At 71.3% G+C, this 15,255-nt stretch carries 19 protein-coding genes and 1 pseudogene; 9 read left to right on the top strand and 11 right to left on the bottom strand.

From position 1 onward, the window contains the following. The 4 genes and pseudogenes from ASF18_RS24720 to ASF18_RS12205 form a co-directional block, all read left to right on the top strand. Positions 1-358 (top strand): annotated as a pseudogene (locus ASF18_RS24720) (methyl-accepting chemotaxis protein); the annotation flags it as partial. A 157-nt stretch (positions 359-515) separates the two neighbouring features. Continuing rightward, on the top strand, positions 516-1,217 hold the full coding sequence (locus ASF18_RS12195) for an orotate phosphoribosyltransferase (RefSeq protein ID WP_056351904.1): 702 nt from the start codon (positions 516-518) through the stop codon (positions 1,215-1,217). A gap of 51 nt (positions 1,218-1,268) precedes the next feature. Next, positions 1,269-1,985: an MgtC/SapB family protein gene (locus tag ASF18_RS12200; protein ID WP_056351906.1), complete on the top strand. Its 717-nt coding sequence runs from the start codon at positions 1,269-1,271 to the stop codon at positions 1,983-1,985. Positions 1,986-2,140: 155 nt separating this feature from the next. Then, positions 2,141-2,824, top strand: a complete 684-nt coding sequence (locus tag ASF18_RS12205; RefSeq protein WP_056351910.1) for an SDR family oxidoreductase — start codon at positions 2,141-2,143, stop codon at positions 2,822-2,824. Positions 2,825-2,885: 61 nt separating this feature from the next. Here ASF18_RS12205 and ASF18_RS12210 read toward each other — a convergent pair whose 3' ends face one another. Further along, entirely contained in the window at positions 2,886-3,242 is a 357-nt protein-coding gene (locus tag ASF18_RS12210; RefSeq protein ID WP_244472681.1) for a hypothetical protein, read from the bottom strand. Between the two features lie 283 nt (positions 3,243-3,525). Here ASF18_RS12210 and ASF18_RS12215 point away from each other — a divergent pair, with 283 nt between their 5' ends. Continuing rightward, positions 3,526-4,413 carry a C40 family peptidase gene (locus ASF18_RS12215; protein ID WP_200917580.1) on the top strand — a complete coding sequence of 296 codons (888 nt, stop codon included), beginning with the start codon at positions 3,526-3,528 and terminating at the stop codon, positions 4,411-4,413. 147 nt (positions 4,414-4,560) lie between these two features. Here the strand turns inward: ASF18_RS12215 and ASF18_RS12220 are convergent, their stop codons facing one another. The 6 genes from ASF18_RS12220 to ASF18_RS12245 form a co-directional block, all read right to left on the bottom strand. Then, the gene (locus ASF18_RS12220) at positions 4,561-4,953 is read right to left on the bottom strand and encodes a DUF5615 family PIN-like protein (protein WP_056276294.1); all 393 of its coding nucleotides are present in this window, start codon (positions 4,951-4,953) and stop codon (positions 4,561-4,563) included. Further along, positions 4,950-5,654, bottom strand: coding sequence for a hypothetical protein (locus ASF18_RS12225; protein WP_056276701.1), 705 nt, complete (start codon positions 5,652-5,654; stop codon positions 4,950-4,952). The genes ASF18_RS12220 and ASF18_RS12225 overlap by 4 nt, the downstream gene beginning before the upstream one ends. Before the next feature lie 123 nt (positions 5,655-5,777). Next, complete coding sequence (locus ASF18_RS12230; protein WP_056276291.1) at positions 5,778-6,239, bottom strand: low molecular weight phosphatase family protein; 462 nt, start codon at positions 6,237-6,239, stop codon at positions 5,778-5,780. Positions 6,240-6,281: 42 nt separating this feature from the next. Further along, positions 6,282-6,839 carry a UPF0262 family protein gene (locus tag ASF18_RS12235; protein ID WP_082487453.1) on the bottom strand — a complete coding sequence of 186 codons (558 nt, stop codon included), beginning with the start codon at positions 6,837-6,839 and terminating at the stop codon, positions 6,282-6,284. Between the two features lie 7 nt (positions 6,840-6,846). Continuing rightward, a complete protein-coding gene (gene hisD / locus ASF18_RS12240) occupies positions 6,847-8,142 on the bottom strand; it encodes a histidinol dehydrogenase (RefSeq protein ID WP_056351914.1) in 1,296 nt (431 codons plus the stop codon). After that, positions 8,142-8,621, bottom strand: a complete 480-nt coding sequence (locus ASF18_RS12245; RefSeq protein WP_056218609.1) for a DUF2948 family protein — start codon at positions 8,619-8,621, stop codon at positions 8,142-8,144. The genes hisD and ASF18_RS12245 overlap by 1 nt, the downstream gene beginning before the upstream one ends. 330 nt (positions 8,622-8,951) lie before the next feature. Between ASF18_RS12245 and ASF18_RS12250 the strand changes: the two genes are divergently transcribed. Beyond that, positions 8,952-10,025 (top strand): glycosyltransferase family A protein, encoded by a 1,074-nt coding sequence (locus ASF18_RS12250; protein ID WP_082487572.1) that lies wholly within the window; start codon positions 8,952-8,954, stop codon positions 10,023-10,025. An 87-nt stretch (positions 10,026-10,112) separates the two neighbouring features. Next, complete coding sequence (locus tag ASF18_RS12255; RefSeq protein ID WP_244472682.1) at positions 10,113-10,460, top strand: hypothetical protein; 348 nt, start codon at positions 10,113-10,115, stop codon at positions 10,458-10,460. 43 nt (positions 10,461-10,503) lie between these two features. Here ASF18_RS12255 and murA read toward each other — a convergent pair whose 3' ends face one another. From murA to ASF18_RS23695, 3 genes are all read right to left on the bottom strand, one after another. Beyond that, positions 10,504-11,793 carry a UDP-N-acetylglucosamine 1-carboxyvinyltransferase gene (gene murA / locus ASF18_RS12260; RefSeq protein WP_056218613.1) on the bottom strand — a complete coding sequence of 430 codons (1,290 nt, stop codon included), beginning with the start codon at positions 11,791-11,793 and terminating at the stop codon, positions 10,504-10,506. A gap of 159 nt (positions 11,794-11,952) precedes the next feature. Next, positions 11,953-12,156, bottom strand: a complete 204-nt coding sequence (locus ASF18_RS12265; protein ID WP_056351916.1) for a hypothetical protein — start codon at positions 12,154-12,156, stop codon at positions 11,953-11,955. After that, positions 12,153-12,503 carry a hypothetical protein gene (locus ASF18_RS23695; RefSeq protein WP_156649788.1) on the bottom strand — a complete coding sequence of 117 codons (351 nt, stop codon included), beginning with the start codon at positions 12,501-12,503 and terminating at the stop codon, positions 12,153-12,155. Before ASF18_RS23695 ends, ASF18_RS12265 begins: the two co-directional genes overlap by 4 nt. 148 nt (positions 12,504-12,651) lie before the next feature. On the opposite strand from ASF18_RS23695, the gene hemA reads away from it, so the two are divergent. Continuing rightward, positions 12,652-13,998, top strand: a complete 1,347-nt coding sequence (gene hemA / locus ASF18_RS12270) for a 5-aminolevulinate synthase (RefSeq protein WP_056276278.1) — start codon at positions 12,652-12,654, stop codon at positions 13,996-13,998. An 11-nt stretch (positions 13,999-14,009) separates the two neighbouring features. On the opposite strand, the gene ASF18_RS12275 is transcribed toward hemA, so the two are convergent. Beyond that, positions 14,010-14,543 (bottom strand): TspO/MBR family protein, encoded by a 534-nt coding sequence (locus ASF18_RS12275; RefSeq protein WP_056218624.1) that lies wholly within the window; start codon positions 14,541-14,543, stop codon positions 14,010-14,012. Between the two features lie 128 nt (positions 14,544-14,671). On the opposite strand from ASF18_RS12275, the gene ASF18_RS24725 reads away from it, so the two are divergent. Further along, on the top strand, positions 14,672-15,255 hold a 584-nt coding region (locus tag ASF18_RS24725), incomplete at its 3' end, for an aminotransferase class I/II-fold pyridoxal phosphate-dependent enzyme (RefSeq protein ID WP_244472683.1).

Raw genomic sequence — 15,255 nt, forward strand, 5'->3', positions numbered from 1 at the left:
CAAGGCCACGGGCGAGATCGGCGAGCGCATCACCGAGATCCGCACCGCGACCCAGGAGGCCATCACCGACATCGAGACCATCGGCCGGATCATCGGCGAGATGTCGAGCACCGCCGCCTCGATCGCCGCCGCCATGGAGGAGCAGGGGGCCGCGACCCAGGAGATCACCCGCAACGTGCAGGAGGCGGCGCGCGGCACCGAGGAGGTGACCACCAACATCGCCGGCGTGCGCGACGGCGCCGGCCAGACGGGGGCGGCCGCCTCGCAGGTGCTCAGCGCCGCCCAGGAGCTCGCCCGGCACTCCGAGACTCTGACCCGCGCGGTCGGCGGATTCCTCGCCGACGTGAAGGCGGCCTGAGGGGCCTGCGGGGGCGCGCCCATCTCCAGGCGATCTCCAGGGTTGACGCCCCTGGCGGTTGGCGGGAAGGAGAACGCAACCCTTCAGACGGATGCGCGGCCCCTCCCGGAGGCGGGACGGGACCGCGGCCGCCGCCCGCACGAGAGCGAACCCGCGCATGACGACCTCCTTCCTGCCGATCGACCGCGCCGTGATCGCCCGCGAGGCGGCCAAGATGCTCCTCGAGATCAAGGCGGTGCACTTCTACCAGGAGACGCCCTTCACCTTCACCTCGGGCTGGGCGAGCCCGGTCTACATCGACTGCCGCAAGATCATCTCGTATCCGCGCCTGCGCTCCACCCTGAACGACTTCGCCGCCGCCACCATCGTGCGCGACATCGGCTACGAGTCGATCACCCACGTGGCCGGCGGCGAGACGGCCGGCATCCCCTTCGCGGCCTGGATCTCCGACCGGCTGATGCTGCCGATGCAGTACGTGCGCAAGAAGCCCAAGGGCTTCGGCCGCAACGCCCAGATCGAGGGCGAGGTGGTGGAGGGCGCCCGGACCCTGCTGGTGGAGGATCTCGCCACCGACGGGCGCAGCAAGGCGCTGTTCTGCAAGGCCCTGCGCGATGCCGGCGCCCAGGTCGACCACTGCTTCGTGATGTTCTTCTACGACATCTTCCCCAACAGCCGCGAACTCATGGCCGACCTCGGCGTCCAGCTGCACTACCTCACCACCTGGTGGGACGTGCTGGCGGTGGCCAAGGAGAGCGGCCACTTCGACCCGAAGGTCCTCGCCGAGGTGGAGAGCTTCCTGCACGAGCCCGCCAAGTGGTCGGCGGCGCATGGCGGCATCTCCGACTACCCGCAGGCCTGATCCCGGTCGCGCCGTCATGGTCCCGTCACGGGACCGCGTCAGGGCAGGACGATGATCCCCTTCCTGTCCGGGCCGATGCCCGAAGCCGTCAATTCGGCGATCAGCCTCCTCGTCGCCTTCGGGCTCGGCACCCTGATCGGGGCCGAGCGCCAGTACCGGCAGCGCACGGCCGGCCTGCGGACCAACGTCCTGGTGGCGGTGGGGGCGGCCGCCTTCGTCGACCTCGGCATGCGCCTCGAAGGGGCGCCCGGCGGCACCCGCACGGTGGCCTACGTGATCTCGGGCGTCGGCTTCCTCGGCGCCGGCGTGATCATGAAGGAGGGCATGAACGTCCGCGGCCTCAACACCGCCGCGACCCTCTGGTGCTCGGCCGCCGTGGGCGCTTTCGCGGGCGCCGACTTTCCCCTGGAGGCGGCCTTCGTCACCGCCGCGGTGCTCGCCGGCAACACCCTGCTGCGACCCCTCGTCAACGCCATCAACCGCTCGCCCATCGACGAGAGCCAGACCGAGGCGACCTACGAGGTGCAGGTGACGGTGCAGGCGGACGGCGCCGGCCCGGCCCGCGACCTCCTGGTGGAGCGCCTGGAGGCGGCGCAGTACCCCGTCGGCGGGATCGAGGTGGTGGAGCGGGGCGAGGACACCGTCGAGGTGGTGGCGACCCTGGTGGCGACGGCGGTGGCCGGCGCCGAACTCGACGCCGTGGTGGCGGGCCTCGCGCGGATGCCCGGGATCGAGCACGCGACCTGGTCGGTGCAGACGGCGGATTGAGGCCCGCGCGGGTGCGCCCGCGCACCTCGGCGCCGGCGGCCCGGATTGCCGGACGGGCGCCTTCGTCCAACCTCCCCGGACAGGGGAGGGCGGCGCTGCCCCCGGGCGCCAAGCCCTTCACGAACCCCTTCCGCGAACCAGGGACACGGATCACCATGGCATCCCAGAAGAACGCGCTCATCGTCGGGGCCTCGCGCGGCCTCGGGCTCGGCCTCGTCGAGACCTTCCTCCAACGCGGGTGGCGGGTGACCGCGACGCAGCGCTCGGCCTCTCCGGGCCTCGCCGCGCTGGCCTCCGACGCCCTCACGGTCGAGACGGCCGACATCGACGACGATCGCGCGGTGTCCACCCTGCACGACCGCCTGGCGGGCCAGAGCTTCGACCTGATCTTCGTGGTGGCGGGCGTGGCGACTCAGGCCCACGAGCCGCTGCATCTGGTGCCACGCGACGTCGCCGCCCAGGTCTACCTGACCAATGCGATCAGCCCGGTGCGTTTCGCCGAGGCCTTCCTCGACCGGCTGGCGCCGAAGGGCCTCGTCGCCTTCATGAGCTCGATCCTCGGCAGCGTCGGCCTCAACGAATCCGGCGGCTGGGAGAACTATCGGGCGAGCAAGGCCGCCCTCAACACCCTGGTGCGCAGCTTCGAGATCCGCCACCGGGAGGCCGGCTTCGGCGTGCTGCTGCTGCATCCGGGCTGGGTCCGCACCGAGATGGGCGGGGCCGATGCCGACATCGACGTCGCCACCAGCGTCACCGGCATGGCCGACGTGATCGCGGCCCGGCTCGGACAGAGCGGCACGGCCTATCTCGACTACACCGGCAAGACTTTGGACTGGTAGGGTCCCCTGGACTGGTCGAGCGGCGAAAGACCCGGGGGCCGGCGGAAAGCCGGCCCTCCGGTCAGGGGCGCCCGATCGGCGGTCGCCCGCGCCGCTCGACCACCACCGGCGGCCGGGTCCGGCGCTCGACGATGACGGTGCGCGGTGCCCGGCTCGGGCTGGCGGCGGTGAAGATGCGCTCCGGCATCCGCTCGGAGATCCGATCGGGCTTGGCCTCGGACCGGACCTTGGCGGCGGCGACCACGTGCTCGCGCACCGCCTCCGGCGGCAGGCCGATGAGGCCGGCGGCGATCTCCACCTGCTGCTCGATGTCGTCGGCGAGGTCCTGGGCCGCGGCGACGGCCTCCGGGATGGTCGGCGGCTCGCGCCGCACGCGGATCGGCGGGAGATCCTGGAAGGACTTCGAGGGCTTCTTCACGGCGCGACTCGCTTGGGGCATCACCGGACCATACGCGCGATCTTAGCGTTTGTGCAGTGCACACATTCGGGGCGAGCCGCGCGTCCGATGCATCGCGGGGGCGTGATGGATTCTCGATCAGCGCCTTCGGCGAGCCGTTGAAGGGACCTGCCTGGAGGAGAAGCGCCCTGCCGGCCGAATGGGCAGGGCCAGGCGTCGAAATGCCGCGTCCCCTCGGGACGCGTCCGGGCTGTTGCGATGCGGTCGGCGAGCGTCGATAGTCGGGGCCATGAGAGTGGGGGCTATGGCGGATTCTCTGTTCGATCTCTCCGACGCGCGTCTCGTTCCGGCCCGGCCCGAGATTGCCGATGTGCGCCTGCGCGGCCATGTGGCGGCCGAACGCTACGTCGTGGGCGAGACCCGCGCGGTGGTCGTACCCTCGGCCCCCTTGCGCCGGACGCCCCGCTTCGATGCCGGTCTCGAGACCGAGGCGGTGATGGGGGACGCGGTGACCGCCTACGGCGCCGAGGAGGGCTTCGTCTTCGTCCAGTTCGCCCATGACGGCTATGTCGGCTACCTCCCCGAGGCGGCCCTCGGCCCCGCGCAGGCGCCGACGCACCGCGTCACCGCCCTGCGCAGCTTCCTCTATCCGGGCCCCGACCTGAAGCAGCCCGCCAGCGGCTGGCTGACCCTGGGCGCCCGCCTCCGACCGACGGAGACCCGGGGCGACTATCTCCGGATCGCGAGTGGCTACGTCTTTGCCGGCCACTGCGCGCCCCTCGACGCCGTCGAACCCGATTACGCCGCCACCGCCGAACGCCTCGTCGGCACGCCCTATCTCTGGGGTGGGCGCACCAGTCTCGGCCTCGACTGTTCGGGCCTCGTCCAGCTCTGCCTCGCGCAGGCCGGGATCCTGGCGCCGCGGGACGCCGACCAGCAGGAGCGCGGGCTCGGCGAGGCCCTGCCCCCGGACTTCGAGGGTCTGCGGCGCGGCGATCTCGTGTTCTGGCGCGGCCATGTCGGGCTGATGCTCGACGCCGCCCGCCTCATCCACGCCAACGGCCACCACATGGCGGTGGCGGTGGAGCCCCTCGCCGAGGCCGTCGCCCGCATCCGGGAGAAGAGCTACGGCCCAGTGACGTCGCTCCGGCGGCTCAGCCCACGTGGCACTGATTCCAGTTGGAGGCCATGACCGCCGCGTTCCCCCGACGTCTGCTGCCGTGCAGGCCGGGCGCTCGCTCGTCCTGATCGACGAAGGCCTTTCGGTCCGGACTGTTCTGGCGGAACGCGACGCGCGCGCGGGGATTTCGTCGATGGGTTCGGCTCACGCGGAAGGCGGTCAGAGCGTCCGAATTCGATGGCTCGTCGGCGGCAGTTCGTACATGGACCCCGCCGCGCTGCGTTCGCCGAAGGTGACGATGTCATCCCAGAGGGCCAGGATGCGCTCGGCTTTCTTCACCAGCGGTGCCTTGTTCAGGCCCGCAGACAGGAAGAAGCCGATCAGTCGGGAGGTCCGGAAGGCCTGGAATTCGGACCTGTTCTTCCTGATTCTGCGATCGGCCGAGAGGACGACCCAGCGTCCTTCGTGTCCGAGTTCAAAGATCCACTGCAGGTCTCTCACCCCGGGCCCATAGCGATCCCGAATATGGATGATGTCGTGCTCACCGGCGAACAGGGCGTGAAGGGCACGGGCGAGGGCGGGCGGAAGGTTTTCGTCGACGACGATCTTCACGCGGCCTGCAGATCGGCTTCGAAGCGAACGGCGTCCCGGACGATCGCGGACGGGATCTCGTAGAGGCGCGACACGCGCTCCACCGATCCTTCCGACGTCACGGCCTCGGCCAAGGCGACCGTCGGGACGCCGTATGCCGCGGCGATCGGCTGCCCGAACGCGCGCTGCGGGTCGATCACGATGGTGTCCTTGCCCCGAAATGGCCGCCACCGAGCGACGACCTCATTGTCGAGGTCGAGATCCTTGAACGTCCGCTCGATGACGGACTTGATGACGAACTGGCCCCGTTTCAGATCCAGGAGTTCGCTCTCGCCGGTTGCCTTGAGGGTGTCGAGGAAGATCGTCCGTCCGTCCGTCCGGAAGCGCCGTGTCGAGAATGGGCGCGGGTCCTGCACGGCCTCGCGGGCACGCTCCAGGCAGCTCCGGATGATCCGCAGATCGACACCTTCTTCCGCGAACGCGTGGACGAAGCGAAGTTCAATGAGGTCCCGGAAGCCAAGTTCGAGGTGGGCGTCGCTCGTTGCCAACTCGGGCAACCAGAGGGGCGGCATGCGGCGGGACGTGCCGCCCGAAGTGAACGCATAGCCGCCGAGCCAGCGCCGGATGGTGATCCCCGGCATGCGGACGAGCCGTGCCGCCTCGGGAACGGTATAGTACCCGATCCCGAGAGGGGGCGCTTCGGGGGCAGCCGACGATGTCATGCGCTCCAGCATCGGGTCGACCGTACGCGACGGCGCTGGGCGCCGCTATGGAAATCCGCACGGATCTTCGTCGTTTGAAATGCGCAGTCCAGTCCGCAGGCCATCGTATTTCGGCGGCCCGGCTCAGCCCTTCAGCCGCATCTTGATCCGGTAGACCAGACCGTCGCGGACGTCGCGGTAGGCGTCGAGGCGCTGCTCGCGGGTGCCGTCCTGGATGTGGGTCGGGTCGGGGGTCGGCCAGTACTCGACCTCGACCGCGTTGGTGCGGGTCAGCTCCAGGGCGGCGTGGTGGGCTTCGGGCGCCAGGGTGACGATGAGGTCGAAGTTCAGGCCCTCCCACTCCTCGAGCTGGGCCAGGGTGCGCGGCTTGTGGCGCGTCGCGTCGATGCCGATCTCGTCGAGGGCCGCCACCATGAACGGGTCGGCGGGCTCGCCGGAGCGGACGCCAGCCGACTGCACGTAGATCGACTTGCCGAAGTAGTGGCGCGCGATGGCCTCCGCCGCGAGCGAGCGCACGGCGTTGAAGTTGCACATGAACAGGGCCGACTGCACGCGCGTCTTCTTCGGGCCGGTCGCGTCCGCCATCCGGTCTTCTTCTCAGCCTCGCGCTTCGAGAGGGGTCGCGGCTCAGGCCTTCCAGTGCAAGGCGAAGACCAGAGTGAAGAGGCGGCGCGCGGTGTCGTGGTCGAGGTCGACCTTGCCCTCGAGGCGCTGGCGCAGCAGGTCGGACGCCTCGTTGTGCAGGCCGCGCCGGCCCATGTCGATCGCCTCGATCTGGGTCGGCGAGGCGGTGCGGATGGCGTTGTAGTAGCTCTCGCAGATCATCTCGTAGTCGCGGATCACCCGGCGGAACGGGGTCAGCGACAGGAGGTGGGTCATCACCGGGTCGCCGTCCGCGCGCTTGATGACGAGGGCGAGCTTGCTTTCCACGAGCCCGAGCGTGAGGGCGTAGGGCCCCTCGCGGCCGGGAACCGTGAAGCTGTTGTCCTCCAGGATGTCGAAGATCGCGATGGCGCGCTCGTGCTCCTGGTCCGGGTTGCCCCGCCCGATCGACTCCTCGTCGAGGGTCACCACCGCGAGGCGATGCGGCGACTTCGCCTCCCCCGCCTTCACGTCCGCCGCCTTGGCGTCCGCCGCCTCGGCGTCCCGGGATTTCGCTTCGCTCGAATTGGCCGCGCCGGACATCAGGCCCTCACAGGTTCAGGCGGATCGCCACCGAGCGGGCGTGGCCCTCCAGGCCCTCCGACCGTCCGAGGGCGATGGCCGCGGGGCCCAGCGCCCGGAGGGCCGCCGGGTCGCAGCGCAGGATCGTGGTGCGCTTCATGAAATCGAGCACGCCGAGCCCGGAGGAGAACCGCGCCGAGCGGGCGGTGGGCAGGACGTGGTTGGGGCCGCCGACATAGTCGCCGATGGCCTCCGGCGTGTGCGAGCCGAGGAAGATCGCGCCGGCGTTGCGGACCTTGGCGGCGAGCCCCTCGGCGTCCCGCGTCTCGATCTCCAGGTGCTCGGGGGCGAGGCGATCCACCAGCGGCACCGCCTCGTCGAAGTCCCGCACCATCACGATGGCGCCGTAGTCGCGCCAGCTCGCCCGGGCGATGTCGGCCCGCGGCAGGGTGCCGAGCGCCCGTTCCACCGCCTCGGCCACGTCGCCGGCCAGCGCTTCGGAATCCGTGATCAGGATGGATTGGGCCGCCGTGTCGTGCTCGGCCTGGGCCAGGAGGTCCGCCGCCACCCAGTCGGGATTGGCATGGGCGTCGGCCAGGATCAGCACCTCGGAGGGGCCGGCGATCATGTCGATGCCGACCTGCCCGAACACCCGGCGCTTGGCCGCGGCCACCCAGGCGTTGCCGGGCCCTACGATCTTGGCCACCGGTGCGATCGTCTCGGTGCCGTAGGCCAGCGCCGCCACCGCCTGGGCGCCGCCCACCCGGTAGACCTCGTCGACGCCGGCGAGCTGCGCGGCGGCGAGCACCAGCGGGTTCATCGTGCCCTCCGGCATCGGCACCACCATGACGACGCGCGGCACCCCGGCGACGCGGGCCGGAATGGCGTTCATGAGCACCGAGGAGGGATAGCTCGCGGTGCCGCCGGGTACGTAGAGGCCGACCGATTCCAGCGCCGTCCAGCGCCAGCCGGCGGTGACCCCCAGGCTGTCGGTGGCGCTGTGGTCGGCGGGCACCTGGGCGGCGTGGAACGCCTCGATCCGGGCGGCGGCGAAGCGCAGGGCCTCCAGGGCGTCGGGCGGGCAGGCCGCGACGGCGGCCTCGATCTCGGCCGGGGTGACGCGCAGCGACGCGACGGTGAAATCCTCGCCGAGCCGGTCGAAGCGGCGGGTGTAGTCGACCAGCGCCGCGTCGCCGCCCGCGACCACGCCCGCGATGATGCCGCGCACGGTCTCGTCGACATCCTCGGAGATCTCACGCTTGACGCTGAGCAGGCGCGCGAAGGCTTCGGCGAAGTCTTCGTCGCGGGAATCGAGGCGGACCATCAGGTGTTTCCTTCTCGGGCGTCGCCCGCGATGGCGGCGCGCCCGGCGACCACGGCCTCGTGGTCGGGGCGCCCCTCGACCTCCCAGACCGGGCCGAGATCCTTCAACTGGACCTCGATGCATTCGAGTTCGAGCTGGATCGCCGCGCCGCCGGCGAAGACCAGGGTGGCGATGCCGGACGGCGCCTCGGTCGGCGCGAAGGTGACGGCGAGGAGTTCGAGGGGCGTCTCGGCATCCGCGCCGGGCGTGATGCCGCGCGTGCGCACCTTCAGCACCCGTTCGAAATGGATGCCCGTCAGGCGCCGGCGCGGCGGCGCACCGTCCTCCGCCGACCAGTCGAAGCGGCGCGCCACCAGGACGAACCGATGCTGCGCGCCCAGATAGGCGAGGTCGCTCCCCTTCAGGATCGCGTCCTGCAGGTGGGCGGAGATGACGCCCAGATCTTCGGCGTCGAGGGCGGCGAGCCTGAGAAGCTCCATGATCGGATGTCGCGCTCTTGTCGGCGGGCCGGCCCGGTGCGGGCTCGGCCGTTCGCGGTATGGGAGCCGTAGGTAGCGAGGGGACCCGCCCACGGCAACAGGCGGGGGCGAACTCCGCCATTGTCCCGCTTGCCGGACCTGCTAGGGACGCGTCGCTGCGCCGGCTCCGTGTCGGCACCGGCGAACGGAGTTCGCACCGTGTCTCTTCCCCCTCTCACCGAAGCCGCCGGCTCCCCGGGCCAAGCCGAGTCCCCGGGCCAAGCCGAGTCCCCGGGCCAAGCCGAGTCCCCGGGCCAAGCCGAGACCTCGGCCAGATCCACCGGTCCCGCCCTGGCCGCGCCCGGCGCGATCGTCGCCATCCCGGTGCGCAACGAGGCCGAGCGCATCGCGGCCTGCCTGCGCGCGATCGACGCCCAGACGGGGATCCCGCCGGGGAGTCTCGGCGTCGTGCTGTTTCTCAACAACTGCACCGACGCCACCGAGGCGATCGTGGCCGATCTCGCGCCGCGGATGTCGGTGCCGGTCCGGGTCACCCACGTCACGTATGCCGGCGCCCATGCGGGCTGGGCCCGGCGCGAGGCGATGAACCGGGCGGCCGACTGGCTCGGCGGGGACGGCATGATCCTCTCGACCGACGCCGACAGCCGGGTTCCGTCGGACTGGGTCGCACGCAACCGGGCCGCCCTCGACCGGGGCGCCGACGCGGTGGCCGGCCGCATCGCGCTCGATTCGGACGAGCGCGCCCTGCTGCCGCCCTCCCTGCACTGGCGCGGCGAGCGGGAGGATCTCTACAGCGACCTCCTCACCGAGGCGGAGGCGCGCATCGACCCCGATCCGCACGATCCCTGGCCCTGCCACCGCACCACCATCGGCGCCACCCTGAGCGTCAGCCTCGCGGCCTATCGGGCGGTGGGGGGCATGCCGGCGATCGCGCTCGGCGAAGACGGCGCGTTCGTGGCGCTGCTGCTCGCGCAGGGGCTGCATGTCCGGCACGACCCGGCCATCCTGGTCACGGTCTCGGGGCGCCTCGTGGGCCGGGCCCCGGGCGGCGTCGCCGACACCATCCGGGCGCGCTGCGAGAAGCCCGACAGCCTGTGCGACGCCCGCCTCGAACCGGTGCCGCGGGCGCTCTTCCGCTACGCTTGGCGGCGGCGCCTGCGCCGCCTGCACGCGGCGGGCCGGCTCGGCACCGAGCGTGGCTGGGCCCGGGCCCTGCGGATCACCGAGGCGGATGCCGTCCGCGTCGCGGCCCATCCCCTGGCGGGCCACGCGGTGGCCGAGGCCGAGCGCGCCAGTCCGCGCCTCGTCCACCGGCCGCTCGGGCCTCGGCAGCTGCCCGGCCAGATCCGGCTGGCCCGGGCGGTGCTCCCGGCGGTGCGCCTGGTCACCCGGTTCCTGGGCTGAGATGCGCCTCCCCGATCGCCGCATGCCCTCAGGGAGCGTTCAGCCCGGGGTCGCTAGATCGAGCGCCACTTCCGAGGGGATGCAGCCATGACACGCAAGGCCATGACGTCAAAGACCATCAGGACCGCGATTCTCGCCCTCGCCACCGCGGCGACGCTCGGCACCGGCCTCGGTGCTTTCGAAGCGCGGGCGCAGTATTACGGCGACGACGATCGTCCCCATCGCTTCGAGCGCCGCTACGACGAGGATCGCTACGAGCGCCGGCGCTACGACGAGGACCGGTACGACCGGCGCCCCCATGGCTACGGCGGCGGATTCGGACGCCTCTGCCTGACCCAGCGTGGCAACTGCATCACCCGCCCGCAGCCCTACGGCTCGCGCTGCGGCTGCGACATTCCCGGTTTCGGTCGCAAGCACGGCGAGATCGGCGGCTGATCCGACCCGCCCGCCGCCCGGAGCGGGCGGCGGGCGGGTCCCGTCAACTGCGGACGCGGGTGATCTCGGCGCCGCAGCGGGCGAGCTTGGCCTCCAGGGCCTCGAAGCCGCGGTCGAGGTGGTAGACCCGGTTGATGCTGGTCTCGCCCTCGGCCGCCAGGCCCGCGATGACGAGGGAGACGGAGGCGCGGAGGTCCGTGGCCATCACGGGCGCGCCCTTCAGGCGCTCGACGCCCTCGACGATGGCGAGGTCGCCCTCGAGCCGGATCCGGGCGCCGAGGCGGGCCAACTCCTGCACGTGCATGAAGCGGTTCTCGAAGATCGTCTCGCGGATGTTGGACTGGCCCTTGGCCAGCGTCATCAGCGCCATGAACTGCGCCTGCAGGTCGGTGGGGAAGCCGGGGAACGGGTCGGTGGTGATGTCGACCGCGGCGATGCCCCCGCCGTTGCGGCGGATGCGGATGGTATCGGTGCCCGTGGTGATCTCGGCGCCCGTGGTCGCCAGCACGTCGAGGGCCGCGTGCAGCAGGTCCGCACGGGTGTTCTCCAGGGTCACGTCGCCGCCGGTCATGGCCACCGCCATGGCGTAGGTGCCGGTCTCGATGCGGTCGGGCAGCACGTCGTGGCGGGCGCCGTGCAGGCGCGAGACGCCCTCGACGGTGATGCGCGGCGTACCGGCCCCCTCGATGCGGGCGCCCATCTTGGTGAGGCAGGCGGCGAGATCGACGACCTCGGGCTCGCGGGCGGCGTTCTCGATCAGGGTCGAGCCGTTGGCCAGGGCCGCCCCCATCAGCGCCACGTGGGTACCCCCCACCGTCACCTTGGGGAAGTGGATCTCGCCCCCGCGCAGGCCGTTCTTGGCCTTCGCGACGACGTAGCCGCCATCGACCTCGACGGTGGCGCCGAGGCGCTCCAGCGCCATCAGCAGCAGGTCGACCGGGCGCGTCCCGATGGCGCAGCCGCCGGGCATCGAGACCCGGGCCTCGCCGAAGCGGGCGAGCAGCGGCGCGATCACCCAGAAGCTCGCCCGCATGGTCGAGACCAGCTCGTAGGGCGCCGTGGTGTCGATGACGTTGGAGGCGGTGAGGCGGATGGTCTGGCCGGTCTCGGTGGTCTGGCCCGGGCGCTTGCCCACCACCATGTGGTCGACGCCGTGATTGCCGAGGATGCGCAGCAGCGCGTTGATGTCGGCGAGCCGCGGCACGTTGCCGAGTTCCAGGGTCTCGCCGGTCATCAGGCTGGCGATCATCAGGGGCAGCGCGGCGTTCTTGGCGCCCGAGATCGGGATCACGCCGTGCAGCGGGCGGCCGCCGATGATGTTGATGCGGTCCATCGTCTCTACAACCTTGCCTAAAATCTTGCCCGCCGGGGGCGCAGGCCGCGCCGCGGGCCGGAGAAATCGAACGTGAAACCTGGCGGGACGCGAGCCGCCCCCGTGGAAACAGCACCGTTATAGCCAAGTTTTGTCGAAAAGGAGGTTCGGGGCGCCCGATTAGGCTTCGCCGCCGGACCCGGGTGTTTCGTCGGGTCCGGAGCCGAGCGAACGCCCGCGCACCTGTGCCTTGCGACGGCGCAGGTTGTCGCGCAGGGCAGCCTTCAGGCGCTCGGCCCGCTGCTCGGCGGCGCTCTTGGGCGGCGCCTTAGCAGAGGTTTCGGGAGACCCCTTCCCGTCGGGTCCGGTCTCGTCGTCCGTCATGGCGCGGAAATCGGGTCAGGCTGGGATCGGATGCGGCGGCGATCCGGTTTCAGGGCTCGCATGGTCCCGGCGCGTTCCATGGTCTCAATCGGGTTCCAGGGTCTTATCGGGTTCGAGATCTTGTCGGGTTCTAAGGTCTCGTCGGATTCATCTGGCGAAGGGTCGGGGCCGGCACGGCCCGCGCGACCCATCGTCGCCACGTCACCGTGTCGGCTTTGCAGGCCCTGGTCGATGGATGCAAAGCAGGAATGCGGATGTCGACTTGAACCAATTCCAAGTTCACCTGTATCGTCGCCATCGCGTCGGGGAAACCCGAACGTCGGGGAAACCCGCGTCAGGACGAGCATCGTCAGCAACTCCTTCACGGAGTCGGCGCCACGCTCGTCAACGAGACCGATTGCATCAAGGGCCCCCCGCACGAGGGTCCGCGTGGAAACGATCCCGCCAGAGGCCGCGATCCCACCGCCGGCCCCTCAGCCCAAGCGTGAAGGACGGATGCCCGTGAACCGCATGCCCGCGACGATCAAGATCAGCGACACCAAGCAGGGAACGGGCCAGGGAGCGGGCTGCGAGGCCAAGTCTGTGGGATCCATCGGTCAGGGCCGGACCGACTACGAGGCGCATTTCCGCACGGCCCTGGATCGCCTGCACGGCGAGCGTCGCTACCGGGTGTTCGCCGATATCGAGCGCATCGCCGGCCGCTTCCCGACCGCGCATTGGCGCAAGCCCGACGGCGGCACCTCCGAGATCACCGTCTGGTGCTCGAACGACTACCTCGGCATGGGCCAGCATCCGGACGTGGTCGGCGCCATGACCCGCACGGCGGCCCGCTGCGGCGTCGGCGCCGGCGGCACCCGCAACATCGCCGGCAACAATTCGCCGCTGGTCGACCTGGAGCGGGAGCTCGCCGACCTGCACGGCAAGGAGGCCGGCCTCGTCTTCACCTCGGGCTACGTCTCGAACCAAGCCGGCATCTCGACGATCGCCAAGCTGATCCCGAACTGCCTGATCCTATCGGACGCCTTCAACCACAACTCGATGATCGAGGGCGTACGCCATTCCGGTTGCGAGAAGCGCGTCTTCCGCCACAACGACCTGGCCCATCTCGAGGAGCTTCTGATCGCGGCGGGCGACCGCCCGAAGCTGATCGCCTTCGAGAGCGTCTATTCCATGGACGGCGACGTCTCCGACATCGGCGCGATCTGCGATCTCGCCGACCGGTACGGCGCCCTGACCTACCTCGACGAGGTCCACGCGGTCGGCCTCTACGGGCCGCGCGGCGGCGGCATCTCCGAGCGCGACGGGGTGATGCACCGGGTCGACGTGATCGAGGGTACGCTGGCCAAGGGCTTCGGCTGCGTCGGCGGCTACATCACGGGGTCCGCGGTCCTGTGCGACGCGGTCCGCAGCCACGCCCCGGGCTTCATCTTCACCACCGCCCTGCCGCCGGCCATCGCCGCCGCCGCCATCGCTTCGGTGCGCTACCTCAAGCGCTCGAACGCCGAGCGCGAGGCGCACCAGCGCCAGGCCGCCCGCACCAAGGCCGCCCTGGAGGCCGCCGGCCTGCCGGTGCTGCACACCGACACCCACATCGTGCCCGTGATGGTGGGCGACGCCGAGCTGTGCAAGGCGGCGGCCGACCACCTGCTGGAGCATCACGGCATCTACATCCAGCCGATCAACTACCCCACCGTCCCGCGCGGCACCGAGCGCCTGCGGATCACGCCCTCGCCCTTCCACGACGATGCCCGCATCGCCAAGCTCACGGCCGCGCTCGCCGAGACCTGGGACACCCTCGACCTCCCGCGCGCCGGGACGGTGTTCGTCGAGGCGGCCGAGTAGCCGGCCTCGCCTCAGTTCAGGCGCCAGATCGCGCCGGTGAGCACGGTCGCGAAGCCGACCCAGGCGGCGTAGGGCACCAGCAGCCCCGCCGCCGCCCGGTCGAAGCGCCAGGACAGGCGGATCGTCCAGAGGATCATCACCCACATCGCGGCCGAGACCACCAGGGCCGCCCCGAGGGCGTGCGCGGCGAAGAAGGTCGGGGTCCAGGCGGCGTTGAGGGCGAGCTGCACCGCGAAGGCGACCAGTGCCAGCCGCCACGCCCCCTGGCTCGGACCCGTGCGCGGCTTCACCCCGAGGAGCCGGAAGGCCGAGAGCGCGATCATCCCGTAGAGGATCGTCCACGCCACCGGGAACGCCCAGTTCGGCGGGTTGAAGGCCGGTTTCGTCAGCCCGGCATACCATCCGTCGATGTTCGGGCCGGTGGCGGACGAGCCGAGCACGGCCGTCAGCACCACCGGCAGGATCGCCGCCGCCAGCCGCCCGGGCAGGGCCAGGGCGGGCGCGGTGGGAATGTGGATCGGCGACGAGGCGGGCGCACGGGACATGACGAACGGGATTCCTTGCCTTGGGCGAGATTTCTCTCACCTTTAGAGGGAGAGGACGCCGCGCCTGCGGGTCCGTGCACCGGTCGGCGCGGGCCGGTCAACAGAACCCTGACGGACGAACACGCCCCATGTCGGAACCGAACGCACCGAAGCCGCCTTCGGATGCTGCGCCCGCGTTCTCGAAGCGCAGTCTCGCCGCCCAGGCCCTGGGCCATGTCGACCCGGTGACGCGGGCCGTGGTGGCACCCCTGCACGTGGCGACCACCTTCCTGCGCGATCCCGACAACGGCTACAGCTCGGGCTTCTCCTACGCGCGCCCCGACAACGCCACCGTGCGGGAGGCGGAGGCCGTGCTGGCGATGCTGGAGGACGCGGCGGCCGGCGCCCTGCTGTTCGGCTCCGGCATGGCGGCGGCCACCGCCGTCTTCACGGCCCTGGAGCCCGGCGACCACGTGGTGGCGCCCCGGGTGATGTACTGGGGCCTGAAGCGCTGGCTCAACGCCGAGATGCCGCGCCGGCGGATCGCGGTCGATTTCGTCGACATGGACGACCTGCCCGCCCTGGAACGGGCGATCCGGCCCGGCACCACGACGCTCGTCTGGATCGAGACCCCCGGCAACCCGCTCTGGACGGTCACCGACATCGCCGAGGCCGCCCGCCTCGCGCACGCGGCGGGCGCCCGGCTCGCCGTCGATTCCACCGCCGCCTCCCC

Source organism: Methylobacterium sp. Leaf89 (genome assembly GCF_001422215.1).
GTDB lineage: Bacteria > Pseudomonadota > Alphaproteobacteria > Rhizobiales > Beijerinckiaceae > Methylobacterium.